The following is a 25,142-nucleotide window of genomic DNA, read 5'->3' on the forward strand; positions in this document are numbered from 1 at the left end:
CCTCCTCGATACTAAAAATGAAAGTTAGATAATGAACCAAATAAAAAGAAGTTGATCAATAGAAACAGAAATGCTGCGGCATTAAATATGGCAATCGTCCGTCCTTGATACCCTTTTATAACTCTCAGCGTCAAATATACGATATAGACAACTAATACGAGTAACGACCCAAGTGTCTTAGAGTCATACCAGTAAAAAGCGGCTGTAGAGACATACCCCCAAACGACACCAAGAATGATGGCAATCAACAATAAAGGGACACCCAAGATAATAGACACATAAGAAAAGTGATCCAGCTTCGTTAAGTCACCAAGGCGGAAGAGCTTAGCATCCCATTTCTTTTTCTTCAATAAGCGGTACTGCAATAAATACATAACAGAAAAGATAAAAGATAGGGTAAAGAAACCATAAGAGATGATTGCTAAACTGACATGGATGACAAGCAGTTCATTGACGAGTGCCACTCCACTGTTTTCCAGGACATTTTGGGCCCTCGTGGAAATGTGAATAATCATAATCAAAAACCCGACCACATTGGTGAAGAAAACGAGAAAGTCCACTTTGAAAAGTCTGTTAATGATGAGAGAGAACGTCACTAAAATCCACGAATAAAAATATAATCCATCATAAACCGTCATGATTGGAAAATCATCTTTGACAAAAACCTGCGAGAGTAAAAAGAAGGTTTGTAAAACCCAAACCATACTAAGTAACCAGAAGGCAGTAATATTCGCCTTCCGGTTATTTTGTACAAAGTCGATGAAGTATCCAATGATACTCAATCCATATAGAAAAAGGATAAGTTCGTAAACCCATTTGAATTCAAGCATTTCACTTCCACCTTATGAATGGGCTACAGGGCTGATAATAGAGATGGAATCACTGGCCTCTGTATCGTTCTTCACCTTCGCGCTGTTCTTTTTTTCTTGGTCTTCCGCCTCTTTTTTCACTTGCTCTTCTATACCGAAGATCTGAGTGAATAAACGCAAGGTTTCCTCTGAATCTGGCTGAGCTGCCATTTCCTTCGCTTGAGAGATCGGTTCTTTCAACATTTGATTGATGATACTCTTTGTGTGTTTACTCAATACTTTTCGTTCGCGATCGGTTAGCTCCGGCATCTTTCTTTCAATACTCTTCATCGTTTCCGCCTGGATATTTAAAGCTTTTGAACGAAGAGCTGAAATTACAGGAACCACGCCTATTGTTTGTAGCCACTGCTTAAACTCCACAATCTCCGCTTCAATCATGATTTCAATTTCTTTTGCTGCTTGTTTCCGCAGTGCAAGATTCGCATCTACGATCCCTTGCAAGTCATCAATATCATACAAGAAGACACTTTCCAGAGCTTCCATTGCCGGGTCTAAATCTCGTGGAACAGCAATGTCTACAAAGAAGAGAGGTTTCCCTTTTCGTTTCTTATGAATGGGTTCCATCTTTTCCTTCGTAATCACATAGTCTGTTGCACCCGTTGAGCTGATGACGATATCAGCATCCTCCAACACACCCTCAAGCTCGTCCATCGTGTGCGGATGTCCATTGAATTGATTGGCTACGTTCTGAGCTTTAGCTAACGTCCGGTTGACGACCGAAACTTTCCGGACTCCGGACCCATGAAGGTTCTTGGCAGCTAATTCTCCCATTTTCCCTGCACCCAGGATGACGATATGCTTGTGGACAAGATCACCAAAAATCTTTTTAGCAAGCTCTACCGCCGCGTAGCTTACAGATACAGCGTTTTCACCGATTTCCGTCTCTTTATGACCCTTTTTCGCCATAGTGACTGCTTGACGGAACAACTGATTAAAAATAGTTCCTGTTGTCCCAGCTTCCTGTGCCTGCAGGAAAGACTGCTTCATTTGACCGAGAATTTGAGTTTCTCCAAGAACCATAGAGTCGAGACCTGCCGTTACACGCAACAGGTGCTCAATTGCGCCGTCGGTTTCGTAAATAGAAAGAAAAGGAGAAAACTCTTCTTTGTCGATGTCAAACCAGTCGGATAAAAACTGTTTGATATAATAACGGCCTGTGTGGATTTGATCCACAACCGCATAAATTTCCGTTCGGTTGCATGTAGAAATAATCACATTTTCCAAAACACTCTTTTGTATGTTGAGGTGCTGCATGGCTTCTGTCAGCTCATCCTCAGAAAATGTGAGCTTCTCGCGAATTTCCACAGGGGCTGTTCTGTAATTAAGACCGATAGCTAAAATGTGCATTTCATCTACCCCCATTAAACGTTCAAGACTTATCACATATCCATTAGTATAGCACAAAATCCGGACGATTTTTCGTTAGAAATATGAACAGATTTTGAATCCCTTATGATAGGATGAAATTAGATGATATAGAAAATAATAACGATTTTTTTAGAAGAACTTTAAATTATAATCCGATTGTAATATACCAAAACCTACGCATAATCGCAAGGATCCGACATTTTTGTACAATAGAAAAGGATGTGATCATGCTGAACAAGCAAAATTCCCTTATCGGACTGTTATTCATCGGGCTGGGCGTTTACTATTTCCTTCGTCATCTCAATATTCCCGAACTGAGCCCATTTTACTCATGGCCTACTTTAGTCATATTCATAGGCCTTGCCTTTCTATTACATAGCTATTGGACAAAAGATCATTCATCCTTGTTCACCGGTGTGATTTTAACTGGGTTTGGTTTACATTTCATAGCCGTAGACTATGTGCCTTTCTGGCGCGATCACTGGGGCATGTACCTTATTATTGTAGGCGTAGCTTTTCTATTGCATTATAGAAAAACGAAAAATGGGTTGATTCCTGCACTTCTATTTCTTGGAATCGGTTTATTTGCCATTTTCGCCCCTACAAGCCCTGCTTGGTTCCAATGGATTCAAGGCCTTTTTCAGTTGATCGAACGTTTCTGGCCAGTGGCTCTGATCGCTTTTGGCTTTTATTTGCTAAAGAAGAAATAACCAATCCTCCACTAAAGCTCCCTATTCTTGAAGACTCAGTTTCGAGATGTTTCCGGGGTTCGTCGCCTGGTTGAGCGTTAGGGGTGGCTGGGAAGCAACTCGCTTTCCTGTGGGGGAGCGCCGAGCTTCCTCGGACTAAGTTCTGCGGGATCTCGCCTATCTCCTTTCTCCCACGGGAGTCTCGCAGCTTCCCAACCACCCCATTCGATATAGTGGAGAAACGAACCCCTTCGCACAGTAGAACAGTCTTCCACTGTCCATGTGGTGTACGCAGGAATCTCTCTATATCAAGCATTAGGAATCCAATTCATGACACGTGTGCTAAAAACTACTCATCTCCATCAGTTGAAAATGAGTTGATTCCAGAAGTGATTTCGAGACACTCACATGGCAAAGGGGCGGTGGGGAATGGCGAGACTCCTGCGGGAAAAAAGTGTATGGTAAGACCCCACAGGACGAAGTCCGAGGAGGCTCACCACGCTCCCGCGGAAAGCGACTCATTTCCCGCAGCCCCAACCCTCATAACAAAAGTCTCGAAATCGAGTCTTCAACAATCCTACCCTTTTCTTTAACAACTGTCTTTCAAAGGAAAAGAGACAAAACCCCAGAGGTGGCCTCTGGGGTTTTGTCTCTTATAAAATGGAGCTTAGGAACGCTTGGGTACGTTCTTCTTGTGGGTTTTCGAATAGATCTTTCGGAGCTCCTGACTCTACGATTTTTCCGTCATGCATGTAAACAACACGGTCGGCGACTTCTCTTGCGAATCCCATTTCGTGCGTGACGACGACCATCGTCATTCCTTCTTTCGCAAGGTCTTTCATTGTCGCAAGAACTTCACCGACAAGTTCAGGGTCGAGCGCTGATGTCGGCTCATCGAAGAGCATGATTTCTGGTTTCATCGCAAGAGCTCTAGCGATCGCAACCCTCTGTTTCTGTCCACCGGAGAGTCTTGAAGGGTAATCATTGGCTTTATCACCAAGTCCAACTTTTTCTAAGAGCTCCTGTCCTTCTTTTTTCGCCTGGCTTTTAGATATTCCTTTGACTTGGATAGGCGCTTCCATCACGTTGCCTAATACCGTCATGTGGGGGAAAAGATTAAAATGCTGGAAGACCATCCCCACTTGTTGTCTTACTTTGTTCAAATTGTCTTTTTTAGGATCAATTTGTTTCCCTTTAATAAAGAGTTCCCCGCTATTTTTCATTTCTAAAAAATTCAAACAGCGCAGCATTGTACTTTTACCGGACCCGCTGGCCCCGATAAGTACGACCACTTCACTTTCTTCTACATGGAAATCAATATCCTTCAGTACATGGAGTTCTCTAAACGATTTATTCAATTTATTAACTCGAATCATTTGCTCTGACAATTGTGTTTCCTCCTCTGTTAGTCACTCACAGCCATTTTCTTCTCAATCGCACTGACAACGAGCGTCAGAAGGAATACGAGAATCAAATACCATACGGCACTTACGAGCAACCAGGTCATATAGTCGAATGTGTTGGCCCCTTGGGTGGTGGCTACAGCAAATATCTCAGATACACCGATAAATGCGGCCAACGATGAATCCTTCAAACCAATGATAAACTGATTCCCGAGCGGAGGCAACGCACGTCTAAAAGCCTGAGGTAAGATGATACGACGCATCGTCAAGGTACCGCTCATTCCAAGTGATCGACCAGCTTCAGACTGGCCTTTTCCGATCGATTGGATAGATCCACGGAAAATCTCTGCAATATAGGCACCATTGTGGAACGCAAGTCCAAGAGCTACGGACCAGAATCCACTGATCATCCACACTTCTGTCAATCCATAATAGAACACGAAGATTTGTACAATCAAAGGGGTTCCCCTCACAACATAAATGTATATATTCGCAAGCCATTCCAATGGTTTGATTTTGGATATCTTCATAAAAGCAAACATTAACCCGATGACAATGGCTATTAAAATAGAGACCGCTGTAAGGGCCAGGGTCATTTGAGCGGCTTCGAAAAACATGCCCCGACTATCTATAAGTGCTGTCCAAAAGTTTGCGGAATACAAATACAATTCACTTCAACTCCTCTATAATGTCAAAAAGAGTACGCTCATTGCGCACTCTTCTTAACTTCGGTCTACAACTGAAAAACGAGCGTTTACTCTGGCAGAGTCGTAATGTCTTCACCAAAGTATTCTTTACTGATTTCAGCAAGGGTTCCATCTTCACGAAGTGTTTCTAGAGCTGCATTGATTTCTTCAAGTAGGGCTTCGTTTTCTTTTGCCACAGCAACCGCCTGTTCACTACGCTCAATCATTTCTTTCGCTTCAATTTCAAGCCCTTCACCAGAAGCTTCCTTACCAGTCAAGAAATCTGTGATTACAGCGTCATGACGGCCTTTTGCCAGTGATTGTAAAGCAACAACATCACTATCATATGTCTTGATATTCTCTGTCACTTCTTCTGCATACGTGCTGTATGTCGAACCTTTAGAAATGGCAATCTCCATTCCTTCCAAATCTTCTAACGTTTCAACATCACTATCTGGACGCGTGAAAATTTGCGCGCCTGAATAATAGTAAGGAGTAGAGAAATCAACTTCCTGTTGTCTTTCTTCTGTAATGGTGTGACTTGCTACTGCCGCGTCAAAACGGCCTGTTTTCACACCTTCTACGATACTTGCGAATTTCTGTTTTTGAGGATTTGGCTCCAAGCCCAACTCCTCCGCAATGGCATTCGCAACATCAATATCAAAACCTGTCATTTCCCCGCTTGCATCTGTCATACTGAATGGTCGGAATTCACCAGAAGCAGCAAACGTGAACTGTCCATCCTCTACGAGATCATAGGCTGTTTCTTCTGAGGAATCACCGGAATCCGTTTCATTTGAATCCCCTGAAGTTTCTCCTTCATCTTCACTTCCGCCGCAGGCAGCAAGAGCAAAGATCATGAAAATGCTTAGGGCGATCATAAGTAAATATTTTCTCATAACCAAAATTCTCCCCTTCATCAATTTGTCATTTTTCTGTAATAATAGCGACACTTTAAATTATATCCATTTATCAAACAATTCCCAAAATTAAACGTAGTCCAAAAAATACTAAATTATACGGATGATGAGCCTGACCTACTCCATGCCGTACTTTTCTTATAAATGCATGAATTTTCTCACATATGGTAGATATTTGCATGAATATACATGAAACAATAACAAAAAAACCACTCCTCTAGTCAGAGAAGTGGTTTTCAATCATTTTAAGTTCAAGTGAGACAGCATGGTCGTCCATGCCACATCCTTGCCTTCACCCGTTTCGGATGAAAAAGGAATCAATTCATCTTCCTCATCCATTCCCAAAACCTCATGAATCATTTTCAGTTGTTTCGTGCGTTGCCCCTTTTTAATTTTATCAAGCTTTGTCGCAATCACCATGACGGGCAGCTCAAAATGTTTTAAATAGTCGTACATCAACTGATCATCTTCTGTTGGTTTATGACGGATGTCGATAATCAACGCTGTCGCTCTCAACTGTTCACGCTCAGCAAAATATTCTTCCATCATTTCTCCCCACTTCGCTCGTTCCTTTTTAGAAACTTTCGCATACCCATATCCAGGTACATCGACGAAGTGAAACTTTTCATTAATGATGTAGAAGTTCAAAGTTTGAGTTTTACCAGGCTTTGATGAAGTCCGCGCTAGATTTTTACGTTGAATCATACGGTTGATAAATGATGATTTACCAACATTCGATCTTCCTGCCAGTGCAATTTCAGGAATCGGTGCTTTTGGGTACTGCTTTTTGCTCGCCGCACTGATGACGATGTCTGCCGAGTTAACTTTCATGTACTGCCTCCGTTAATGCTTGTTCTAATACCTCATCCAAATGCTTTACAGGAACAAAAGTCAAACCTTCCTTGATGCTGTCCGGGATATCTTCCAAATCTTTCTCATTCTGATCTGGGATGATGATTTTTGTTAATCCTGCACGATGGGCACTTAATGATTTCTCCTTCAAACCACCAATAGGCAACACGCGGCCTCTTAAAGTGATTTCACCTGTCATGCCCACTTCTTTCCGGACGGGGCGACCTGTTAATGCCGATACGAGGGCAGTAGCCATCGTGATTCCGGCTGAAGGGCCATCCTTTGGTGTTGCGCCTTCCGGTACGTGAATATGGATGTCGTTCTTTTCCACAAACTCAGGGTCGATGTTCAATTCGTTCGCTCTTGAACGAATATAACTGAAAGCCGCTTGTGCAGATTCTTTCATCACATCTCCTAATTTCCCTGTCAATGTGAGGTTTCCTTTTCCAGGGTATATGGAAACTTCAATGGATAATGTGTCTCCACCTGCTGTCGTATAAGCAAGACCGGTAGCTGCTCCTATCTGATCTTCCAATTCAGCACGTCCATAACGGAATTTCGGACGTCCGAGAAGCTCTTCCAGTTGCTTTTCCGTCACAACTACACGCTGTTTTTCACCAGCAACGATAATCTTGGCTGCTTTTCTGCAAAGGCTCGCCAATTCACGCTCCAACCCACGGACACCGGCTTCTCTTGTGTAGCGGCGGATCAATTTCAAGAGCGCATCGTCACGTAATTGCAACTGGCCTTTCTTCAAACCATTCTCCTTGACTTGCTTCGGAAGCAGGTGCTCTTTAGCAATATGAACCTTCTCCACTTCCGTATATCCAGCAATGGTGATAATCTCCATTCGGTCACGTAATGGTCCAGGAATGTTGGAAATATTATTAGCTGTAGCCACAAACATGACCTTTGATAGATCATAGTTTTCTTCAATGAAGTGATCGCTGAATGTTCCGTTTTGCTCTGGGTCAAGGACTTCCAACATGGCTGAGGATGGGTCTCCTCTGAAGTCACTTGCCATTTTATCAATTTCGTCAAGTAAAAATACAGGGTTCACTGTCTCTGCACGTTTCATTCCCTGAATGATACGTCCAGGCATAGCTCCAATATAAGTTCTACGGTGGCCACGGATTTCCGCTTCATCACGAATTCCGCCTAAAGAGATTCTTACAAATTTCCGATTAATGGAACGAGCGATGGACTTAGCAAGGGAAGTTTTCCCCACACCTGGTGGCCCCGCCAGACACAAGATCGGTCCTTTGATGGTTTGAGTCAGCTTTTGAACCGCTAAGTATTCGAGGACACGCTCTTTGACCTTTTCCAAGCCATAATGGTCTTCGTCCAAGATCTTCTCAGCACGGTTCACATCCAGGTTATCTTCCGTCTCGTTCGACCATGGCAAGGCGACAAGCCATTCAATGTAGTTACGGATGACTGAACTTTCCGCTGAACTTTGTGGAACTTTTTCATATCTACCAAGCTCTTTATAAGCGATTTCTTCCACACGTTCAGGCATATTGGCCTGCTCTATTTTTTCTTTAAGCTGAGCCACCTCACCTGATTTCCCATCTTTATCACCAAGTTCGTTTTGGATCGCTTTCATCTGTTCACGCAAATAATATTCCTTTTGCGTTTTTTCCATTGATTTTTTAACCCTTTTGCCGATCTTTTGCTCGATTTGCAAAACTTCGCGTTCATTCCCAATCATGTCGACAAGCTTTTGAAGACGCTCTTTCACATTCTCTGTTTCCAGAATGGTCTGCTTTTCCTTAAGTTTCACAGGTAAATGGGAAGCGATCATGTCGGCCATATGACTCGGTTCATCGATGTCTGACACGGTATTAAAGGTTTCCTGACTCACTTTTTTAGATACTTTCACGAATTTCTCAAATTGGTCCATAAGGGTTCGCATAAGAGCTTCTTCCTCATTCTCTCCTACATGCTCATCCTCAATTTTTGAGATATTCGCGTGATAAAAGTCATCATCATCGACTAATTGTTCAACACGAGCTCTATATAAACCTTCTACAAGGACTCGATTGGTGCCATTAGGCAATTTAACCATTTGTTTTACTCTGGCAATCGTTCCGATCTCATATAGGTCATCTTTCGAGGGTTCATCAATATTCACTTCTTTTTGTGACACGAGTAAAATTTCATTGTCATCCATCATGGATTGCTCCAACGCTTGTACCGACTTTTCACGGCCCACATCTAGGTGAAGGACCATGGAAGGATACACAAGCAATCCTCTGAGAGGAAGTAGAGGTATCTTCTTTCTCTGTTTGTCCGTCATATCTTGCACCTCCGATTATTGCAACTACGTATTTTTATCATATATAAATGTACTTGGAAAGTAAACGAAACGGCACCAAATGATTCCAACACCGAAATCCCCTAACCGACTACTGTCAAGGGGCTCACTCCTCTAATACTTTATTATGAACAGAAACCAGTCTTTCATGCTTATGTAGCCATCTGTCACTTTTATAAAACAGAAGCCGTGCTACAGCATTTTCGTAGCACGGCTTCTTGGATTTTATCCCTTAAGGTTTACGCACTCTCTTTAGGAGATTGTTTATTATCATCTTCAACAGTGCCATCTGTCAAGACCAGCTTAGGACGTCCATTTTTAGCAGTGACTGTCTCTTTCGTAATGATACATTTCTCAATGTCATCACGTGAAGGAAGTTCATACATGACATCAAGCATGATTCCTTCAATAATAGAGCGCAATCCACGAGCCCCTGTCTTACGTTCTATAGCTAGACGTGCAATTTCACGAAGCGCATCTTCTTCCATTTCCAATTCGACGTGGTCGATCTGGAAAAGCTTTTGATATTGCTTTACAAGAGCATTCTTCGGTTTTGTAAGAATTTCTACAAGCGCATCTTCATCAAGCTGCTCGAGGCTGCCGATGACCGGAAGACGACCGATGAATTCTGGAATTAAACCATAGCTCAACAAATCTTCTGGAAGAACTTTTGTGAGCAATTCTTTTTTCTCTGCTTCATCCGCTGCTTGTTCAGAACCAAAGCCGATTACTTTTCGTCCTAGACGACGTTTAATGATTTGATCAATTCCGTCAAAAGCTCCTCCAACGATGAACAACACATTGGTTGTATCGATTTGGATGAACTCTTGATGAGGATGTTTACGTCCACCTTGTGGCGGTACACTCGCTTGAGTTCCCTCAAGGATTTTCAGAAGCGCCTGCTGCACTCCCTCACCGGATACATCTCGTGTGATGGACGGGTTCTCTGATTTACGAGCAACTTTATCGATTTCATCGATATAAATGATTCCTTTTTCCGCTTTCTCAACATCATAGTCTGCTGCTTGAATCAACTTCAACAGAATGTTCTCAACGTCTTCACCGACGTAACCGGCTTCTGTTAAGGAAGTAGCATCAGCAATGGCAAATGGTACATTTAGAATACGTGCCAATGTTTGAGCGAGTAATGTTTTACCGCTACCTGTAGGTCCAAGCATGAGGATGTTACTTTTCGCAAGTTCTACATCATCATTTTTCACACCTGCATTGATACGTTTGTAGTGGTTATAAACTGCTACAGACAGGTTCTTTTTGGCTTGATCCTGGCCGATGACATAATCACTAAGAATTTCGCGGATTTCTTGAGGTTTCGGTACCTCTTTGAATTCCACTTCTTCTTCATTACCCAGCTCTTCTTCAACGATTTCCGTACAAAGTTCAATACATTCATCACATATATATACGCCAGGTCCTGCTACGAGCTTACGGACTTGTTCCTGACTTTTACCGCAGAAAGAACATTTCAACTGTCCTTTTTCATCGTTAAATTTAAACATTCGTTTCACCCCTTATTATAATCACGCAATCATTGCGACTGAAGTTTCATGATACGACGTTTACGTTTCCACTTCACTTCTTTTGCCCATCATATCAAATTAACTTCAAACAAAAAAGCAATACCTTTTCAGAGGTGTGCCCAACATTTCTTGCACCATCCTCATTATGTAATTCAACTGTAGATAAGTCAAACGATGGAGCACCAGTATTATTGTATGTAAACAGCTGGAGAAGTATCAACTATCTTCCCCATTAATCTCTACCTCTATACTCTATACTATAGAAATATATGAGAAGACAAGGTACGATCAGCACCTTGTCTTCTTAGTTTATTATTCAGCTTTAGAATTTGCAACTAGAACGTCAATCGCTTTGCGGACTTTAAGATCTTCTTTGATCATGTCTGTATTCCCGCCAAGCATTTGCGTCAATTGGGCAACGTCTGTTTGATACATGGAAGCCATGTTCTCAAGTTCAGCATTCACATCTTCTTCAGAAGCTTCGACATTTTCTGCCTCTGCGATTGCTTCAAGAGTCAAGTTCGTTTTCACACGCTTCGCTGCATCTTCTTTCATCTGCTCACGAAGGGCGTCTTCGTCTTGACCAGTGAACTGGAAGTACATGTCTTTTGTCATGCCTTGCATTTGGAGACGTTGTTCGAATTCCTGAACCATGCGGTCAAGCTCTGTATCCACCATAGCATCAGGAATTTCAACCTCTGCATTTTCAGAAGCTTTTGTTACAAGCGTGTCACGCTTGCTGTTTTCAGCATCTGTCTTCTTCTGCTCTTCCAAACGCTCACGAGTTTTCGTCTTCAGCTCTTCAAGAGACTCGACATCTTCGTCGACATCTTTCGCGAACTCATCATCAAGCTCAGGAAGTTCTTTTCCTTTTACTTCATGAAGTTTGACTTTGAATGTTGCAGATTTACCAGCTAGATCTTCTGCGTGGTATTCTTCAGGGAAAGTCACTTCAACGTCCGTTTCTTCTCCTGCTTTCTTACCAACTAGCTGTTCTTCGAAACCTGGGATGAAGGAGCCAGAACCAACTTCTAGGGAGTAGTTATCTGCCTGTCCACCTTCGAATGCTTCTCCATCAACGAAACCTTCGAAATCCATAACAACTGTGTCGCCATTTTCAACAGCTGCATCTTCTTTAACGACTAGCTCTGCTTGACGTTCTTGCATTTGCTTCAGTTCGTTTTCAACATCTTCATCTGATACTTCAGTATCTTGCTCTTCTACGACAAGTCCTTTGTAATCGCCAAGCTTAACTTCAGGCTTCACAGTAACTTCTGCTGTGAATACAAGGTCTTGACCTTTTTCGATTTGTTTCACGTCTACTTCTGGACGATCGACAGGTTCGATTCCTGTTTCTTCAACAGCTTCTGTGTAAGCTTGTGGAAGTACAATATCAAGAGCATCCTGATAAAGAGACTCCACTCCGAAGCGCTGTTCGAAAAGTTTACGAGGTACTTTACCTTTACGGAAACCAGGTACTTGTACCTGTTGAACTACTTTTTTGAAGGCTTGGTCAAGTGCTTTATCGAACTCACTTGCAGGTACTTCTACTGTCAAAGTCCCCTGATTGCCTTCTTGCTTTTCCCATTTTGCTGACATAAAAAATTCCCTCCAACATCTATTCATTCATTTTCGTCCGAAGACGATGACTGATGATTCTATGACTCTTTTTACATACGAATCTCGTTTGCAACCACTACATTATAACATAATCCTACAGCCTTTCAAGACGTGACCTTTTCATTTATTCCCCTACGATCAATACGTAATGCTGTTCACATAGTTCGATTTCAGATTTGTATTTCTCCACGTCTTCCACTTCTTCATTTGTCGACATTGGAAGCTGTAAATATTCATGCCCTAATTGTTTAAGGGCTTCGACAAGAATCGGGACTTCCTTTTCATCGGGAAATATTGGATAACGCACATAGCAATAATGATATAAAAGACGATTGATCATTTCATACATCGTCGGGTTGTTTTGTTCAATTTGACCGAGTCTCATTTGAATTTGTTTAATGATGTAATCGGAATGAAGCTGTGTTAATTCCGAAGGGACGACGGTAGATGTTTGACCAAATTTCTTGATAGTCAACTTCTCCGTCCACCCTCCATCCCGGAACCACTCTAAAATGGATGATTTAATGATTGGGTGAACCTTTTCGTTCATTAACACACCTTGAAAGTCATCCGCAAAAGGGTCAGGAGATTGTTTTTTCAGTTGGTCAACCGCTTGCCATTGCTTATGTATATCATCTGAATCTAATGCATGCTTAAATTCATCAAAATACTTTGTACCTTCCTCTTTATGACGATCCACCAGAAGTTTGCGGCTTACTTCAAACATCTGCCAGAGTTGAGTACGACTTTGATGAGGAATTTCCTCTGATTCGAACACTTCTTCCAGAAGATTGATGATTTCTTCATATTGATTACTCTGAAATAAAATCGTGATATAGATATGTAAATAGTGGTAGTACTGTTCGAAATCTTCCTTCATTTGTTTTTGACATAATTCTTCCGCTTCGTCGAACAATCCAAGTTCAATCCAACTCATCAAAAGTCCTGTGATGACATCCGCATTTGCAACGCCATACTCTACAAGGGGCTCCAAAGCTTCTGAAGCATCTTTATATCTCTTTTCCTTCAATGCCTCCAGCCCTACTCGTTCCAGAGTGGTTTTCCACTTTGGGAACATCACTAAGTTCCCGTTTTTATTTTCCATAAGACACCCTTCCCTAGAGTTTATACTTCCCTCATTTTAACCTTGTTGGATATTTTTCAAACCTCTATTCATTCAGCTTATTAGGATATACTAAAGTATATTCACAACAAACACAAAGAAAACACTTTTACATTTGTTATTGTAGGTGGATCCGTCGTCATTCGTTATGTACAGACATAGATGGACACTTCCTTTAATTTTTCGTAGACTATATCTCAATATAATATCCTTATTTGTTTCATCTTAACAAAAAACAGGACTTTATACTCATGATGATTTCGGATTTTTTGCTAAAATTAGTGAATGTGAATAAAATTTCACCGAATTATAAAATTTAAGGGGATGTATCGTTTTGTCATTGCTCGATGATCAAACATTGCTGGAAACGTACATAGAGTCCGTGAAACTTCAATTAGATGATGAATTCGTCCACTTACTGACGAAAGAAATTGATAAGCGTTCTATGGAATTGCCAAAAGAGAATCTCCAACTTACATGAATCGACATCGGACGTTCGCCGGAAACGGGAACGTTATTATAGAGGAATATAGAAAGGGTGTGCTGAGAGAGCACACCCTTTCTTTTATTGATTAGAGGTTGAGTTGCTCTGGCGTTGCCCAGACATTTTTGCAATGCTTGGGATGACGTTTTGCAACTGACCTGCCTGACCAGTCATCATGCTGTAGGTGGCAGCACCGATTCCGATAGAAGCGACAACCGGCAACCACTGAACATTCTTCTTCTCCATCCTGATCACACTCCTCAAATCACTTGGCCTAAGAGCCATTCCTATTGTGTGCTTGAGAAGGACCACGTATGTGAGTTAAAACCATCTTCTCTATCCTTTATTTACCTTTAAGGAATAAAAAGAGTAAGAATAGGGGCCAAAGAATGATCCAACCTAATAACACGAACATATATATGGATTGCTCTTCTCTACTCTGGTCTACAGGTTCTTTTTGGTGAAAGCAAAAAAACACACCAATCAGGATATATGGGAAAGCAATCAAACGAATCACTCCTTCTACACCATAGCGTATGAAAAATACGCGATATGTGCCTCATGTTGAGCACACCTTTTGTTTGTAAACATGATAAAATGTTTGTAGAGGTGATTGGATATATGGAACGATTCATCCTGTTTGACGGGGCTTGTCATTTTTGCAATCAAAGCGTGCAGTTTATTATTAAAAGAGATCCTGAAGGACGTTTCAAATTCGCATCTCAACAAAGCGAAGTTGGACAATCCATCATGAAGCAATTTAAAATTCCTCAGGAAGTGGACAGTATAGTCCTTATTGAAGGTTCTAAGTCTTATCTTCGTTCGTCGGCTGCGTTGAGAGTGTGTAAAAACTTGGTAGGTTTTTGGAAAATCGGCTATGTCATGATTATTGTTCCTAGCCAGATAAGGGATTGGGCTTACAACCTCTTATCTAATAATCGATACAAATGGTTTGGTAAAAAGGAAGCCTGTCAATTGCCTTCACCGGAGGTAAAAAAACGCTTCTTATAAATTTCTTGCCACAAAAAAGAAGCGTCCTAATTTAGGACGCTTCTTTCTTTGCGTAAAACACGATAACTATAAACACTTTCACTGAGCTGATTTATACAAAGGTAAATTTATCAATTTAACCCTTCCACCTTATAATTGATGTCCTGTTCTTCAGAAAGATTTTTGTAACCATCGATTCCTGTTGAATGCATGACTCTTGTTAAGCAAAAAAAACTGCTTCCTTTGCTTTAGCAAAGGAAGCAGTTTTCTCATTTAGCGTCCCAGGAGAGATTCGAACTCCCGACCCACAGCTTAGAAGGCTGTTGCTCTATCCAGCTGAGCTACTGGGACATGGAATAAATATGTAGTTGAATATGCAAACTTTTATCGGCTGTCGTCCCGATTTCTTGGGTATATTCAAGATGCTTTGAAATCGGTACGTTGTAGCATTGCTTGGAAGCATATTCGATCATGCTCTATACAGCTGAGCTACTGGGACATACTTATTGAAATGTGAAAAATATGTAATGGAGCGGGTGAAGGGAATCGAACCCTCGTCATCAGCTTGGAAGGCTGAGGTTTTACCATTAAACTACACCCGCGTAGTTAAAAGTGAGCTTGTAAGAAAACAAGTTTTTGTTGATGTCTTGTGAAGCGGACAAGAATTATTATATTAAGAATACGAGGAAATGTCAACAGGTTGCAGCAAAGAAATTAATTCTTCGCTGCAAGGGCTGTTGTCATGTGCAAGTCAGGCATAGGATCGCCGTTCACCTGATAAAATTGCAAGTGTATGTCCCTGATATCTTCCCATTCCATGATCGCATACGTCGGTTCTTCTCGATCTCTCGGGAGCCTTGCGCTTCCTGGATTAATGAAAAGCATGTCTCCGACTTTTTCCGCTCCTGCTAAATGAGAATGGCCGAAGCAGGCGACTTGGGCACCTACTTCTTCTGCCCGATAAGAGAGGGGCATTAACGTTGACTTGATCTGATGCAGATGTCCATGAACCACCAAAAATGTCACGTCCCCTACTTGAAGGGTTTGTTCTTCTTCCATTTCTGGTTCAAAATCACAGTTCCCTTTTGCATAAGTGAAGCCTTCGAGTTCTTCGCTATCATAAGCGAGTTCAGAATCTCCGCAATGAATCATGGCATCGACATCCTGGTGTCTTGCTTTGATTTCCATCACTTCGTTTTTTAAACCGTGTGTATCACTCACAATTAAAACTTTTGGCATACGACTCACCTCGATTAGCTTTGAGTTTCAACCACTCTTCAATTTGTTGTATGGCGTGATGCCGGTGGCTGATTGCGTTCTTCTCTTCAGAGGAGTGTTCAGCCATCGTACGGGAAGACCCTTCCGGTATGAATACAGGATCATAACCGAAACCATTTGTACCTTGAGGTTCGATAGCAATGGTGCCTTCACACGTTCCTCTTCTAACAAATGTACTTTCTCCAGGCCTCGCAACCGCTACGGCACACACAAATCTTGCTGTTCGTTTTTCTTCGGGTACATCATAGAGTTCTTTTAAAAGTTTTTCTGTATTTTTCCCGTCATCTTTTTCTATTCCTGCATAGCGGGCGGAATAAACACCCGGCTCCCCATTCAATACGTCAACTTCCAAACCTGAATCGTCTGCCACAACAGGAACTCCAAAATGCTCCGCCATAGCTTCCGCTTTAATGACCGCATTCTCTTCAAATGTCGATCCTGTTTCTTCTATGTCTATGGAACGATCAATATCTAACAAGGATTTCACATAAATATCGTACTTGGAAAACATCTGGCGGAACTCATCCACTTTACCTGGGTTCTTCGTCGCCACTATTAGTTCCTTCATTTTACTTAGCGGCCTCCGCTTTTGTACGAATGACGTCTGACCATTCTCCGATGGCTTCTTCCTGGAGTTTAATTAAATCTGAAACGCCTTCCTCAGCTAGGGACAACATCTTTTGCAGCTGCTCCATGGAGAATGTAGCTTCTTCACCAGTTCCCTGTAATTCAACAAATTCACCTTTTCCGGTCATGATGACGTTCATATCCACCTGTGCTTTGCTGTCTTCTTCATAACAAAGGTCCAGGACCTCATTCCCATCAGGCAAAACACCTACAGAGATAGCAGTCAAGAAATCTGTAATCGGCAACTCTTTAATTGTTTTTTTATTCACTAATTTGCCTAAGGCAATGACGACGGCAACAAATGCTCCAGTAATGGAAGCTGTGCGTGTTCCTCCGTCAGCCTGGATGACATCACAATCGACCCAAATGGTACGCTCGCCAATTTTATCTAGATCTACAACGGCCCTGAGGGAACGTCCGATTAAACGTTGGATTTCCATCGTGCGCCCAGAAACTTTCCCTTTTGAAGACTCACGGATATTTCTTTGTTCAGTGGCACGAGGCAGCATTGCATATTCAGCTGTAATCCAGCCTTTTCCTTGTCCACGTAAAAAAGGAGGTACCCGATCCTCTACGCTGGCATTACAAATGACTTTTGTATCTCCAAAACTGATCAGCACAGACCCTTCTGGATGCTTCACATAATCCGTTTCAATTGTAACTTTTCTTAGTTCGTTGACTTCCCGATGATCATTTCTCATCAGTAACGACCTCCTTTTACCTACACCATTATCCTTGCCCATCTTAACACAAATTACATGCGTGAGGTAGTTAAAGCTCAAATGGAAAAGCGCCTCAAAAGCTTTCCACTTTTGAAGCGCTCTTTGCACAGTTTTGAAACTACATGGCTTCAGCTCCATTGATATCCTGTCGTGACACAGGCTCAGCCAATGGCTCTCCGGCCTCATTGAACACTTGTTCCGTTCCATCTACATGAACTTCGACTGATTCAACATCCGCTTGATCGGTAAGACTCATGACGAGACTCGCTAACGCCGCATCCGATAAGGACGGTTGCTCGTCCACACTCGTCAGGATGTTTTCATTGAAGGAGACGGTCAGAACACCATTTTCGAGCTTAGAGTTGACCAATTGTGCCCCTTCATTGAATGGGTTCATCAGGGCACTTCCGAGTTCAGGGCCTTCTAATAACGCCTGGACCATTGCGGTATATTCGTCACTTCCTTTTGCTACACGAGTGGTCACTGGAACTTGATAGACCTGTTCTCCATTTTGCGCCGGGAAATAAACCGTGACCGCTTCACTGTTCATAATGTCGGTGTTGTTCCCGACACTGTGGTTGATCCCGTCAGCACGGGAGACCCCTTTAGAAATCGGGGTCCCGTCGACAGGCATCACTTGCTGTTCGTGACCGTTGATCCAAAGCTTAATTCGTTTCACATTTTCGAACTGAGTCAGTGTATAGGTCATAGCTTGTAAAATCTTCTCTTCATCTTCAGCCGCATAATTTTTGAATTCTTCCGATACATCTACAACAAGCGTTCCATCCTCTTTGGCGTTCACCCCAAGTATTTCTGTTCCAGCAGGAAGAACCGCTTCAAAACCATTTGGCAGTAAGTTGGTCACAGGACCATCTTTCACCATATACTCAAGCGCTTGTGTCGCTACCTCTTCTGAGGCTGGCAGGTCAAGAGTCTGCGGGGCAACCATGCCGTTCGCGTCCATTAAATACACCTCACGAGCGACTGTGGCTGAAGAAGCATCACTTTCTGTTCCTTCTGTTCCTTCTGTTCCTTCTGTCCCTTCCGCTCCTTCTCCATCTTCCCCTTCTGTATTTTCACCTTCTCCTTCAGGTTGAGGTTCATCACTACTCGGATCTGGCGTTGTTGTAACCGCCTCTTCAGGTGTATCCATTTTCTCTAATGATTGCTCTCCTTCAAAAAGGCAGCCTGAAAGTAACCCTGCACTCAACAGCAGTAAAACTGCGAGTATGAAGGGTTTGTAGCCGTAATTCTTCATAGTTTTCCCTCCTGAGATAGATTGTACTACCATATATACGAGCCCCTGGAAGGATTAGACCAGAGAATTTCATGAATGAAAATAAGACGGATATGGAAAAGAATGAACATCTCCGACTATATCTCTCACTTTTCACATCCGTGCCAGGCACTCCGAATGGTATATTGGTGCCTGGCACCCTGGCTCTAAATGCAGTGCCTGGCACCAAAACACTCTGTAAGGTGCCAGGCTTTGTGCTCACTATTTCACATCCCTCTCAACAAAAAAAGCTCTGCTTTAGTAAGCAGAGCTTGGAACATGTTCAATTTGAACGGATTTAAGAATTCGTACAGGTTCCTCAAACCAGCTGTTTGCGACTAAGCGGAACTTTTCGATATCTCCTGTCGTATAGAACTCATGAACAGGAGAGGCGTTCCCTTTTTCTAAAAGCTTATGGTAAGCAAGGATCAAACTAGCTTCCCTTGCTGTTTCTTCACCTGAACTGATGACTTGGATATGACTCCCCATTTCATTTTGAACGAGATCCTTGATTAATGGATAGTGGGTACAACCTAAAATAAGGGTGTCGATGTGATTCATTTCTTTCAGAGGCTGCAAGGTGTTGGAAACGATTCCTTCTGCTTTTGGGCCGGACAGAATTCCATCTTCAACCATTGGCACAAAAGGAGGGCAGGCAAGGCTATTGACTCGGATATTTTGATCAATGGCTACGAGTGCATTCGGGTAGGCTTTACTTTCAATTGTTCCTTCCGTCCCGATGACACCAATTCGTTTATTGCGACTGAACTTAATCGCTGCACGCGCACCAGGTTCAATGACACCGATCACAGGGATATTCAATGTTTCCTGAAGTTCTGTAAGCGTATAAGCCGTGGCTGTATTACAGGCAATCACCAACATTTTAATGTTTTTCTCTAATAAGAAATTAACCATTTGCCATGTGAATGCTCGAACTTCCTCCTCTGATCGAGGACCGTACGGACACCTTTTTGTATCGCCTAAATAGAGAAAAGTCTCTTTGGGTAATTGGCGCATCAACTCTCTTGCCACCGTCAAACCGCCCACGCCTGAATCTATAACTCCTATCGGTTGTTTCAATTCGCATCCCTCTTTTATATCTTAGTTGTCTGTTTCCTTGTCTGTCTCTTTCATGTTTTCATGGAGAACGTGGAGTAAGCGATTGAGTGTTTCTACGTCCTCTTCTGGTACGCCCTTCAAGACTTCTTCAAGGTAATTTTGACGTTTCTCAATCACCTCATGGATGATTTTCTCTCCCTTTTCCAAGACATGAATACGGACAACACGACGGTCTTTAGGATCACGAACTCTTTCTACAAGCTCGTTCTTTTCCATACGGTCTACAAGGTCTGTTGTCGTACTGCAAGCAAGGTGGATATAATTGGAGAGCTCTCCAATCGTCATGTCTCCCTTTTCCAAAAGCCACTGGAGAGCAACGAATTGCGGAGCTGTAATTGGATAATGATTTAAGATAACTCGTCCTCTTTGTTTAATAATTCCGGCTATGTATCTTAACTCTTTCTCTACATCAGCCATCATGGACGTCTGTTGTGATTTTGTCACATTCAGCACTCCTAACGAAAATACTTTATAAATCCCATTCTCATGGTTTGAGCAGAAAAATTCAAGGTTTAACTTCTCTTTATAAGAAAAACCCTTTCAGGTATGGCTGCGTCAAACGCGACCCTACCTGAAAGGACCCCCTCCATCTCAAAAGCAATGGTTTGCTGTTCTATGGAGATCACAATTCCAGTTCTCCCATACGCAGCAGTTCTACCACTGCCTGGGAACGTCCTTTCACCCCTAGCTTTTGCATTGCGTTTGAAATGCGTACCTTTTGCAAACCATTGGTACAGAATTATAAAGATGGATCTATACGATAGGTGATTTCGATTTCTCCATTCTGAGCAATGAAAATGTTATCGATTATTTCTTTAAAGACCCTCGTTAAATCCTGATCCGTTTTTTTCAGAGAACTAAATGCTTCTTTGACGTTTCGAATTTGTACTTGTTTGTGTTCAATGCTTGAGTTTAAATACAACTCATTCTCAATCTTTTCAATTTCTATTTCAAAACCGCTTTTCCTCTTCAAATAATCTTCCTTATCTAACATTTCATTTAAATACATATCCACTAATCTGTTTTTCTTTTTTTCTAACTGAATCTTTTGTTGATTCAAGTTATTAATTTGGCTTTTTGTATTCTTACCTAAGTTGTTCTCAAGATCCAACTCAACTTGGTTCCACTTCTTAATGAGTGAACTTAAAATGAACTCTCTAAAATCTTCATAAGTAATGGGGGTGTGGTTAACACAAGCTGCTTTCCCTCCCCTTCTATAAGCACTACATTTCAAATATTTAAAAGTAGTCTTATGGCCATCGCTCTTCCGTCTTTTATAAGATACCATTGTTACAATGTTCGAACCGCATTCACTACATTTCATCAGGCCACGGAACTCGTTCCATTTAGATATCTTAGTATTAAACTTAGTGATATCCTTATTATTGGCCTCTTTCCATTGTTTCTTGGAAACAATCGCTGGATGATGGTCCTCAAAAACATTCCACTTTTCTCTTGGATTTTTGATTTGCTTTTTTCTTCCATCCACTTTGATATTTGTGTATTTATTTAATATAAACGTCCCGCAAAAGATGGGGCTTTTGATAATTCTCTGTACTGAGGTTACTCCCCAATAAGATGATTCTTTGGGAGGAAGTATTGTGCCGTTTTCTATACCCTCATTTAGCTTATTAGTGATGGATTTAAACCCGAGTTTATCTTTGGTGTACCAGTTAAAGATCTTTCTTATTACTTCAGCTTCAGCTTCTTTAATGACTAATTTATGATTTATACGATCATATCCAAAAGGAATCTTACCTATGTGGTCTCCTCGCCTTACTTTGGCGGCTAGAGATGCACTAATTGAAACGGACAATGTTTTGGGGTATTGCGCTGCAAACATGGAGTACATTTCAAACTTCATGTCATTTTTCCCTTCAAGATGACTATCATAGTTTTCTTCCATTGTAACTACTCTAACCCCATGGCCTATGAGGACTTCTTTAATTTCAAGTGCATCTTTTAAATCCCTGGCTAGCCTGTGAATCGATTTAAACACTACCATCTTTATTTCTCTATTCCTGGCTTTTTTGAGTATGAGCTGCATAGCTTTCCTTTCCAAAAAATACGTTCCACTAAGCCCATCATCTTTCAAGATAGAGTTTTCATTCCACTCAAAATTGTTTTTTTCAATCCAATATCTACAGATATCAATCTGGTTTGGAACTGAATCTTTTTGCTCATCCTTATCTGTACTAACACGAACATATAATAAATAGGGATATTCCTCGTACTTAATTGTTTCACCCTCTTTTTCACCATATAGCTCCATTAGACGTTCCCCCTCTTACATTTAGATTAATGAAGCTTTCTGTATAAATACATCACACATGAAATACATTTATGTAATAAATAATATCGGAATTTCATTATAATATTACTTAATGACCGCTTAGATTACTCTTACTTCAACCACATCTTCAATATTTAAATTCAGTTTCTCATTGAAGTTCACTTTTACACACTGCACTTTCCCATTAATATAATCCAAACCATTCGTCTTAACTTTGTATGTAGAGAAATCAAAGCCATTGTATATTTTAATTTCTATTGGAAGTGAATCATGTAGCGCCCTTTGCAAGATAAAACTTATTTCATCTTTTTGTTGTTCATCTAAAATAGGCCTTTGAATTCTTTTATCCTCCTCCCACACCTTCTTCACCATCTCTACATGCTCAGGAAGCATCAGCGATGTCCACTTAATAGTTCCTCGATCTCGATTCCGATTATCCATTTACAGCTACACCTGTCCTTTCTTTATAAGGGTACACCGATAAAACTCCATCCTTCTTGAATGAACGAACTTGCTTACGATTGTAGCAATAAGCAAGAACGTGGTTCACGCGAACCTCCACAACACGAATTTTCCGTTGAGTCACATTTCCATTCTCATCAATATACATCATTCCAAGACTCCTTTTAGTCTTGGAAGCACGGTTTAATAATTTAATCATTGTCTTTGCCACCCCTCTTTAATACGAACGTTTGTTCTGTTAATATATATGATATCACAATCTATATAGAAATAAACTGGAAAATGGAGGTCATTAATATGAGGTTGTTCAGGGATTTGGAGATGGCCATCTTTCACAATGATGATGCTACAAAAATAAAGATGAACGAGGCATGGCTGGGAGAACAGATAAGGAACAGACCTGTTCTGGATAATCAAGGTGATCCACTGATGCTTTCGATGAATTTTATGGGGATACCTGTGGAGTTCAGTGAAGATGTTGAAGATTTCGTGCTTAAAAATGATGACTAACCATGCTTACATAAAATTTACAAAACAAATTATGCAAACCATGACACCAAAAGCCTCCTAACTAACGATTATAAAGTAAGGAGGCGAAAATAAATGAATACTACTATGAAGAAGTTGGACAAGTGGCAAGAGGTTTTAGTTAAACAGGACTTAAATGAAGAATTGAAACAGGTTTTAAAAGAGATGCATATGTACTTTGGCGATCTGGATTATGAGATTAATCGCTTGAAGGTTAAAGCACTTACTTATGAGGGTTATTTGGAAGGCTTAGGGCAAGGAGATTTAATTATCGATGAGCTTTATTTGAATGAAGATGATTATTAACATTAATGGAAGGCCCTGACGTAGACCAGGGCTTTTTCACGTAGAAGAACAAATTCTTTCTTTAATTAGTTCATTTTTATCTAGGTTATGACTGAAAAAAGCCCCATCCTCAAAAGAGGATGGGGAAAATTAAGAATGATTATCCAGATACCTTCAACAGAAGGTAATAATATCAGATACAGCACAGCGTATTTTGTTCATAAAAAAGACCCGCCAGGGGTTAGAAGGCGAGTCCTGCTCTGTAAGAAACTTGTTCGTGGATTTGATTAATTTAAAATCAGAGCAATTGTATAGTAACATTTATTCTTCAGGGATTTCCACTCCTGCATCTTCCAAGGCTTTGCAGAGCCGTTCAATCTCCTCTTCATTTTTCTTGATCAACTCCAAGAAATTTTCCCGAAGACGGTTCACCACAATTGATGTTTCTTCACGAGTAATTTCTGCCCCCGGACGCTTACCGTCAAAATAACCATTCTCGGTAGCCTCTTCCCAATCGTCTTTTGCCCACTCGCTTACCTGATTGATATCTCTATCCACTTTAGCTTCCTCCTCTTCTTTATTTGCCACAGAAGTATAGCGTTTAAGGGCTTTATCGAGCGCTTTTTGTGTCTTAGGTCCATATGATTCATCAGGCTGCAAGGAGTGGTTTGTTTGAAAGCTCGCAACAGCTCCAGCTGTCTTAGAGCCATATATCCCATCAACTTTTAGTGAATATCCTAGTCGATTCAACTTTCGTTGAAGATCCTTCACAGACTCTCCTTGATCACCCTCAATCAAATACCCCTTATTCATTGGATCAAAGTCATGGCCTTTATATTCAACATCAAAATACTCACAAATTCCCTTGGCATGCTCGGTAGCGACTTCCAACTGGAAGTCTTCATTCAACATAAGAAGGGCCTCTCTCCAATCATCCATAAACCCATTCTCTGTGAGGATAGCTGGCATGTTTGTTTCGCGTAGGACATGGAAGTTGTCTTCTTTAAAACCACGCCAATCCTGCTTGGTTCCTTGTCTCAAGTACTTTCCTACTGCCCGTGCCAACTTTCCAGAATCGTACTTCATGTTATTCAGGTAGACATGTACACTAATTCCGTCTGCGCTGGAATAATCAAAGTCAAAGCTCATGGCATTAAAATGAACAGAGACATAAATATCTGCATTGTGTCGATTGGCAGCATCCGTTCGATAGCTCAATGGAGTGTCTGTATCCGTCGGCGCAACCAGGAGCACCCTGAATCCATGATCCAATAAAATATCCGCGAGGAATCCAACCACATTTCGATTGAATTCATTCTCGCGGATTTCTCTACCTAATTCAGGAATATATGGTGTGCGCTTGCCCGGGGTCTGCATTCCATGACCATCACACAGTGCCACAAGCTTCTCATTCCAAGAACCTTTTGGCTTTAATAACATAGCCATCTATTTTAGCCCCTTTCTTTGAAGTTCCTCTTTTTGTTTTTTGGCCTTTTTACTGACATAAGTGTTTTTCCAAGCCGCATAAATTCCCACTGCCAACATGCCTCCAGCAATAATAACTGTTACCAAGGCACTAATACTTGCTTCTGTAAGCCAGACGTACTTAATGTTTAAAGTTGCTAGAAAACCCATGATTGCTGTAAGAAAACCACCAAATAACGTAGCTACTTCTTTGATTTCGTCTTTCATA

27 protein-coding genes, 2 tRNA genes and 1 pseudogene are annotated in these 25,142 nt (G+C 41.4%); 5 read left to right on the plus strand and 25 right to left on the minus strand.

Annotated elements, in window-relative coordinates:
- Positions 1–11: 11 nt before the first annotated feature.
- Both GLV98_RS12025 and hemA read right to left on the minus strand, forming a co-directional pair.
- Positions 12–830: a cytochrome c biogenesis protein gene (locus tag GLV98_RS12025; RefSeq protein WP_160915491.1), complete on the minus strand. Its 819-nt coding sequence runs from the start codon at positions 828–830 to the stop codon at positions 12–14.
- A 12-nt stretch (positions 831–842) separates the two neighbouring features.
- On the minus strand, positions 843–2,216 hold the full coding sequence (gene hemA / locus GLV98_RS12030) for a glutamyl-tRNA reductase (RefSeq protein ID WP_160915493.1): 1,374 nt from the start codon (positions 2,214–2,216) through the stop codon (positions 843–845).
- A gap of 248 nt (positions 2,217–2,464) precedes the next feature.
- Here hemA and GLV98_RS12035 point away from each other — a divergent pair, with 248 nt between their 5' ends.
- Positions 2,465–2,947, plus strand: a complete 483-nt coding sequence (locus GLV98_RS12035) for a LiaI-LiaF-like domain-containing protein (protein WP_237417128.1) — start codon at positions 2,465–2,467, stop codon at positions 2,945–2,947.
- 632 nt (positions 2,948–3,579) lie between these two features.
- On the opposite strand, the gene GLV98_RS12040 is transcribed toward GLV98_RS12035, so the two are convergent.
- The 8 genes from GLV98_RS12040 to GLV98_RS12075 all read right to left on the minus strand — a co-directional run bounded on the left by GLV98_RS12040 (position 3,580) and on the right by GLV98_RS12075 (position 13,367).
- The gene (locus GLV98_RS12040) at positions 3,580–4,302 is read right to left on the minus strand and encodes an amino acid ABC transporter ATP-binding protein (RefSeq protein WP_160915882.1); all 723 of its coding nucleotides are present in this window, start codon (positions 4,300–4,302) and stop codon (positions 3,580–3,582) included.
- A gap of 29 nt (positions 4,303–4,331) precedes the next feature.
- The gene (locus GLV98_RS12045) at positions 4,332–4,946 is read right to left on the minus strand and encodes an amino acid ABC transporter permease (protein ID WP_160915879.1); all 615 of its coding nucleotides are present in this window, start codon (positions 4,944–4,946) and stop codon (positions 4,332–4,334) included.
- Positions 4,947–5,083: 137 nt separating this feature from the next.
- On the minus strand, positions 5,084–5,914 hold the full coding sequence (locus tag GLV98_RS12050) for a transporter substrate-binding domain-containing protein (protein WP_160915495.1): 831 nt from the start codon (positions 5,912–5,914) through the stop codon (positions 5,084–5,086).
- A 261-nt stretch (positions 5,915–6,175) separates the two neighbouring features.
- Complete coding sequence (yihA, locus tag GLV98_RS12055) at positions 6,176–6,766, minus strand: ribosome biogenesis GTP-binding protein YihA/YsxC (protein WP_160915497.1); 591 nt, start codon at positions 6,764–6,766, stop codon at positions 6,176–6,178.
- Positions 6,756–9,086: an endopeptidase La gene (lon, locus tag GLV98_RS12060; RefSeq protein WP_160915499.1), complete on the minus strand. Its 2,331-nt coding sequence runs from the start codon at positions 9,084–9,086 to the stop codon at positions 6,756–6,758. The genes yihA and lon overlap by 11 nt, the downstream gene beginning before the upstream one ends.
- 257 nt (positions 9,087–9,343) lie before the next feature.
- Positions 9,344–10,621 carry an ATP-dependent protease ATP-binding subunit ClpX gene (gene clpX, locus GLV98_RS12065; RefSeq protein ID WP_160915501.1) on the minus strand — a complete coding sequence of 426 codons (1,278 nt, stop codon included), beginning with the start codon at positions 10,619–10,621 and terminating at the stop codon, positions 9,344–9,346.
- A 333-nt stretch (positions 10,622–10,954) separates the two neighbouring features.
- On the minus strand, positions 10,955–12,241 hold the full coding sequence (tig, locus tag GLV98_RS12070; RefSeq protein WP_160915503.1) for a trigger factor: 1,287 nt from the start codon (positions 12,239–12,241) through the stop codon (positions 10,955–10,957).
- A gap of 145 nt (positions 12,242–12,386) precedes the next feature.
- The gene (locus GLV98_RS12075; RefSeq protein ID WP_160915505.1) at positions 12,387–13,367 is read right to left on the minus strand and encodes a tetratricopeptide repeat protein; all 981 of its coding nucleotides are present in this window, start codon (positions 13,365–13,367) and stop codon (positions 12,387–12,389) included.
- Positions 13,368–13,719: 352 nt separating this feature from the next.
- On the opposite strand from GLV98_RS12075, the gene sda reads away from it, so the two are divergent.
- The gene (sda, locus tag GLV98_RS12080; RefSeq protein ID WP_202410038.1) at positions 13,720–13,866 is read left to right on the plus strand and encodes a sporulation histidine kinase inhibitor Sda; all 147 of its coding nucleotides are present in this window, start codon (positions 13,720–13,722) and stop codon (positions 13,864–13,866) included.
- A gap of 84 nt (positions 13,867–13,950) precedes the next feature.
- Here the strand turns inward: sda and GLV98_RS20005 are convergent, their stop codons facing one another.
- Positions 13,951–14,124 carry a hypothetical protein gene (locus tag GLV98_RS20005; RefSeq protein WP_202410052.1) on the minus strand — a complete coding sequence of 58 codons (174 nt, stop codon included), beginning with the start codon at positions 14,122–14,124 and terminating at the stop codon, positions 13,951–13,953.
- Between the two features lie 366 nt (positions 14,125–14,490).
- Here GLV98_RS20005 and GLV98_RS12085 point away from each other — a divergent pair, with 366 nt between their 5' ends.
- Positions 14,491–14,880, plus strand: coding sequence for a thiol-disulfide oxidoreductase DCC family protein (locus tag GLV98_RS12085; RefSeq protein WP_160915507.1), 390 nt, complete (start codon positions 14,491–14,493; stop codon positions 14,878–14,880).
- A 256-nt stretch (positions 14,881–15,136) separates the two neighbouring features.
- Here GLV98_RS12085 and GLV98_RS12090 read toward each other — a convergent pair.
- The 12 genes and pseudogenes from GLV98_RS12090 to GLV98_RS12145 all read right to left on the minus strand — a co-directional run bounded on the left by GLV98_RS12090 (position 15,137) and on the right by GLV98_RS12145 (position 22,835).
- Positions 15,137–15,210, minus strand: a tRNA-Arg gene (locus tag GLV98_RS12090).
- Between the two features lie 177 nt (positions 15,211–15,387).
- Positions 15,388–15,461, minus strand: a tRNA-Gly gene (locus tag GLV98_RS12095).
- A gap of 112 nt (positions 15,462–15,573) precedes the next feature.
- Positions 15,574–16,098 (minus strand): metallophosphoesterase, encoded by a 525-nt coding sequence (locus tag GLV98_RS12100; protein WP_160915509.1) that lies wholly within the window; start codon positions 16,096–16,098, stop codon positions 15,574–15,576.
- The gene (locus GLV98_RS12105; RefSeq protein ID WP_160915511.1) at positions 16,073–16,705 is read right to left on the minus strand and encodes an XTP/dITP diphosphatase; all 633 of its coding nucleotides are present in this window, start codon (positions 16,703–16,705) and stop codon (positions 16,073–16,075) included. The genes GLV98_RS12100 and GLV98_RS12105 overlap by 26 nt, the downstream gene beginning before the upstream one ends.
- 1 nt (position 16,706) lies before the next feature.
- On the minus strand, positions 16,707–17,465 hold the full coding sequence (gene rph / locus GLV98_RS12110; RefSeq protein ID WP_160915513.1) for a ribonuclease PH: 759 nt from the start codon (positions 17,463–17,465) through the stop codon (positions 16,707–16,709).
- A gap of 139 nt (positions 17,466–17,604) precedes the next feature.
- Positions 17,605–18,744: a GerMN domain-containing protein gene (locus GLV98_RS12115; RefSeq protein ID WP_160915515.1), complete on the minus strand. Its 1,140-nt coding sequence runs from the start codon at positions 18,742–18,744 to the stop codon at positions 17,605–17,607.
- Between the two features lie 276 nt (positions 18,745–19,020).
- On the minus strand, positions 19,021–19,842 hold the full coding sequence (racE, locus tag GLV98_RS12120) for a glutamate racemase (RefSeq protein ID WP_160915517.1): 822 nt from the start codon (positions 19,840–19,842) through the stop codon (positions 19,021–19,023).
- A 21-nt stretch (positions 19,843–19,863) separates the two neighbouring features.
- On the minus strand, positions 19,864–20,301 hold the full coding sequence (locus GLV98_RS12125) for a MarR family winged helix-turn-helix transcriptional regulator (RefSeq protein WP_089652722.1): 438 nt from the start codon (positions 20,299–20,301) through the stop codon (positions 19,864–19,866).
- Between the two features lie 202 nt (positions 20,302–20,503).
- Positions 20,504–20,590, minus strand: a pseudogene (gerE, locus tag GLV98_RS12130) (spore germination transcription factor GerE); the annotation flags it as partial.
- Positions 20,591–20,620: 30 nt separating this feature from the next.
- Positions 20,621–22,153: a recombinase family protein gene (locus GLV98_RS12135; protein WP_160915519.1), complete on the minus strand. Its 1,533-nt coding sequence runs from the start codon at positions 22,151–22,153 to the stop codon at positions 20,621–20,623.
- A 120-nt stretch (positions 22,154–22,273) separates the two neighbouring features.
- Positions 22,274–22,615 carry a YolD-like family protein gene (locus GLV98_RS12140; RefSeq protein ID WP_160915521.1) on the minus strand — a complete coding sequence of 114 codons (342 nt, stop codon included), beginning with the start codon at positions 22,613–22,615 and terminating at the stop codon, positions 22,274–22,276.
- Entirely contained in the window at positions 22,608–22,835 is a 228-nt protein-coding gene (locus GLV98_RS12145) for a hypothetical protein (protein ID WP_160915523.1), read from the minus strand. Before GLV98_RS12145 ends, GLV98_RS12140 begins: the two co-directional genes overlap by 8 nt.
- 98 nt (positions 22,836–22,933) lie before the next feature.
- On the opposite strand from GLV98_RS12145, the gene GLV98_RS12150 reads away from it, so the two are divergent.
- Entirely contained in the window at positions 22,934–23,146 is a 213-nt protein-coding gene (locus GLV98_RS12150; protein WP_160915525.1) for a hypothetical protein, read from the plus strand.
- 93 nt (positions 23,147–23,239) lie between these two features.
- Entirely contained in the window at positions 23,240–23,470 is a 231-nt protein-coding gene (locus GLV98_RS12155) for a hypothetical protein (protein ID WP_160915527.1), read from the plus strand.
- Positions 23,471–23,770: 300 nt separating this feature from the next.
- Here the strand turns inward: GLV98_RS12155 and GLV98_RS12160 are convergent, their stop codons facing one another.
- Both GLV98_RS12160 and GLV98_RS12165 read right to left on the minus strand, forming a co-directional pair.
- Complete coding sequence (locus GLV98_RS12160; protein WP_160915529.1) at positions 23,771–24,895, minus strand: N-acetylmuramoyl-L-alanine amidase; 1,125 nt, start codon at positions 24,893–24,895, stop codon at positions 23,771–23,773.
- A complete protein-coding gene (locus GLV98_RS12165; protein WP_160915531.1) occupies positions 24,896–25,141 on the minus strand; it encodes a phage holin in 246 nt (81 codons plus the stop codon).
- Position 25,142 lies beyond the last annotated feature (1 nt).

Origin of the sequence: Halobacillus litoralis, assembly GCF_009856415.1 — a bacterium.
Classification (GTDB): domain Bacteria; phylum Bacillota; class Bacilli; order Bacillales; family Halobacillaceae; genus Halobacillus; species Halobacillus litoralis_C.

Coding starts and splice junctions, on each gene's coding strand:
- GLV98_RS12145 (WP_160915523.1), bottom strand. CDS start 22,835: ATGATTAAATTATTAAACCGTGCTTCCAAGACTAAAAGGAGTCTTGGA.
- GLV98_RS12105 (WP_160915511.1), bottom strand. CDS start 16,705: ATGAAGGAACTAATAGTGGCGACGAAGAACCCAGGTAAAGTGGATGAG.
- GLV98_RS12150 (WP_160915525.1), top strand. CDS start 22,934: ATGAGGTTGTTCAGGGATTTGGAGATGGCCATCTTTCACAATGATGAT.
- hemA (WP_160915493.1), bottom strand. CDS start 2,216: ATGCACATTTTAGCTATCGGTCTTAATTACAGAACAGCCCCTGTGGAA.
- GLV98_RS12025 (WP_160915491.1), bottom strand. CDS start 830: ATGCTTGAATTCAAATGGGTTTACGAACTTATCCTTTTTCTATATGGA.
- GLV98_RS12100 (WP_160915509.1), bottom strand. CDS start 16,098: ATGCCAAAAGTTTTAATTGTGAGTGATACACACGGTTTAAAAAACGAA.
- GLV98_RS12155 (WP_160915527.1), top strand. CDS start 23,240: ATGAATACTACTATGAAGAAGTTGGACAAGTGGCAAGAGGTTTTAGTT.
- GLV98_RS12035 (WP_237417128.1), top strand. CDS start 2,465: ATGCTGAACAAGCAAAATTCCCTTATCGGACTGTTATTCATCGGGCTG.
- GLV98_RS12040 (WP_160915882.1), bottom strand. CDS start 4,302: ATGATTCGAGTTAATAAATTGAATAAATCGTTTAGAGAACTCCATGTA.
- rph (WP_160915513.1), bottom strand. CDS start 17,465: ATGAGAAATGATCATCGGGAAGTCAACGAACTAAGAAAAGTTACAATT.
- GLV98_RS12125 (WP_089652722.1), bottom strand. CDS start 20,301: ATGATGGCTGATGTAGAGAAAGAGTTAAGATACATAGCCGGAATTATT.
- GLV98_RS12140 (WP_160915521.1), bottom strand. CDS start 22,615: ATGGATAATCGGAATCGAGATCGAGGAACTATTAAGTGGACATCGCTG.
- GLV98_RS12045 (WP_160915879.1), bottom strand. CDS start 4,946: ATGTTTTTCGAAGCCGCTCAAATGACCCTGGCCCTTACAGCGGTCTCT.
- yihA (WP_160915497.1), bottom strand. CDS start 6,766: ATGAAAGTTAACTCGGCAGACATCGTCATCAGTGCGGCGAGCAAAAAG.
- clpX (WP_160915501.1), bottom strand. CDS start 10,621: ATGTTTAAATTTAACGATGAAAAAGGACAGTTGAAATGTTCTTTCTGC.
- lon (WP_160915499.1), bottom strand. CDS start 9,086: ATGACGGACAAACAGAGAAAGAAGATACCTCTACTTCCTCTCAGAGGA.
- tig (WP_160915503.1), bottom strand. CDS start 12,241: ATGTCAGCAAAATGGGAAAAGCAAGAAGGCAATCAGGGGACTTTGACA.
- GLV98_RS12085 (WP_160915507.1), top strand. CDS start 14,491: ATGGAACGATTCATCCTGTTTGACGGGGCTTGTCATTTTTGCAATCAA.
- GLV98_RS12165 (WP_160915531.1), bottom strand. CDS start 25,141: ATGAAAGACGAAATCAAAGAAGTAGCTACGTTATTTGGTGGTTTTCTT.
- GLV98_RS12050 (WP_160915495.1), bottom strand. CDS start 5,914: ATGAGAAAATATTTACTTATGATCGCCCTAAGCATTTTCATGATCTTT.
- GLV98_RS12160 (WP_160915529.1), bottom strand. CDS start 24,895: ATGGCTATGTTATTAAAGCCAAAAGGTTCTTGGAATGAGAAGCTTGTG.
- GLV98_RS12115 (WP_160915515.1), bottom strand. CDS start 18,744: ATGAAGAATTACGGCTACAAACCCTTCATACTCGCAGTTTTACTGCTG.
- GLV98_RS12075 (WP_160915505.1), bottom strand. CDS start 13,367: ATGGAAAATAAAAACGGGAACTTAGTGATGTTCCCAAAGTGGAAAACC.
- GLV98_RS12135 (WP_160915519.1), bottom strand. CDS start 22,153: ATGGAGCTATATGGTGAAAAAGAGGGTGAAACAATTAAGTACGAGGAA.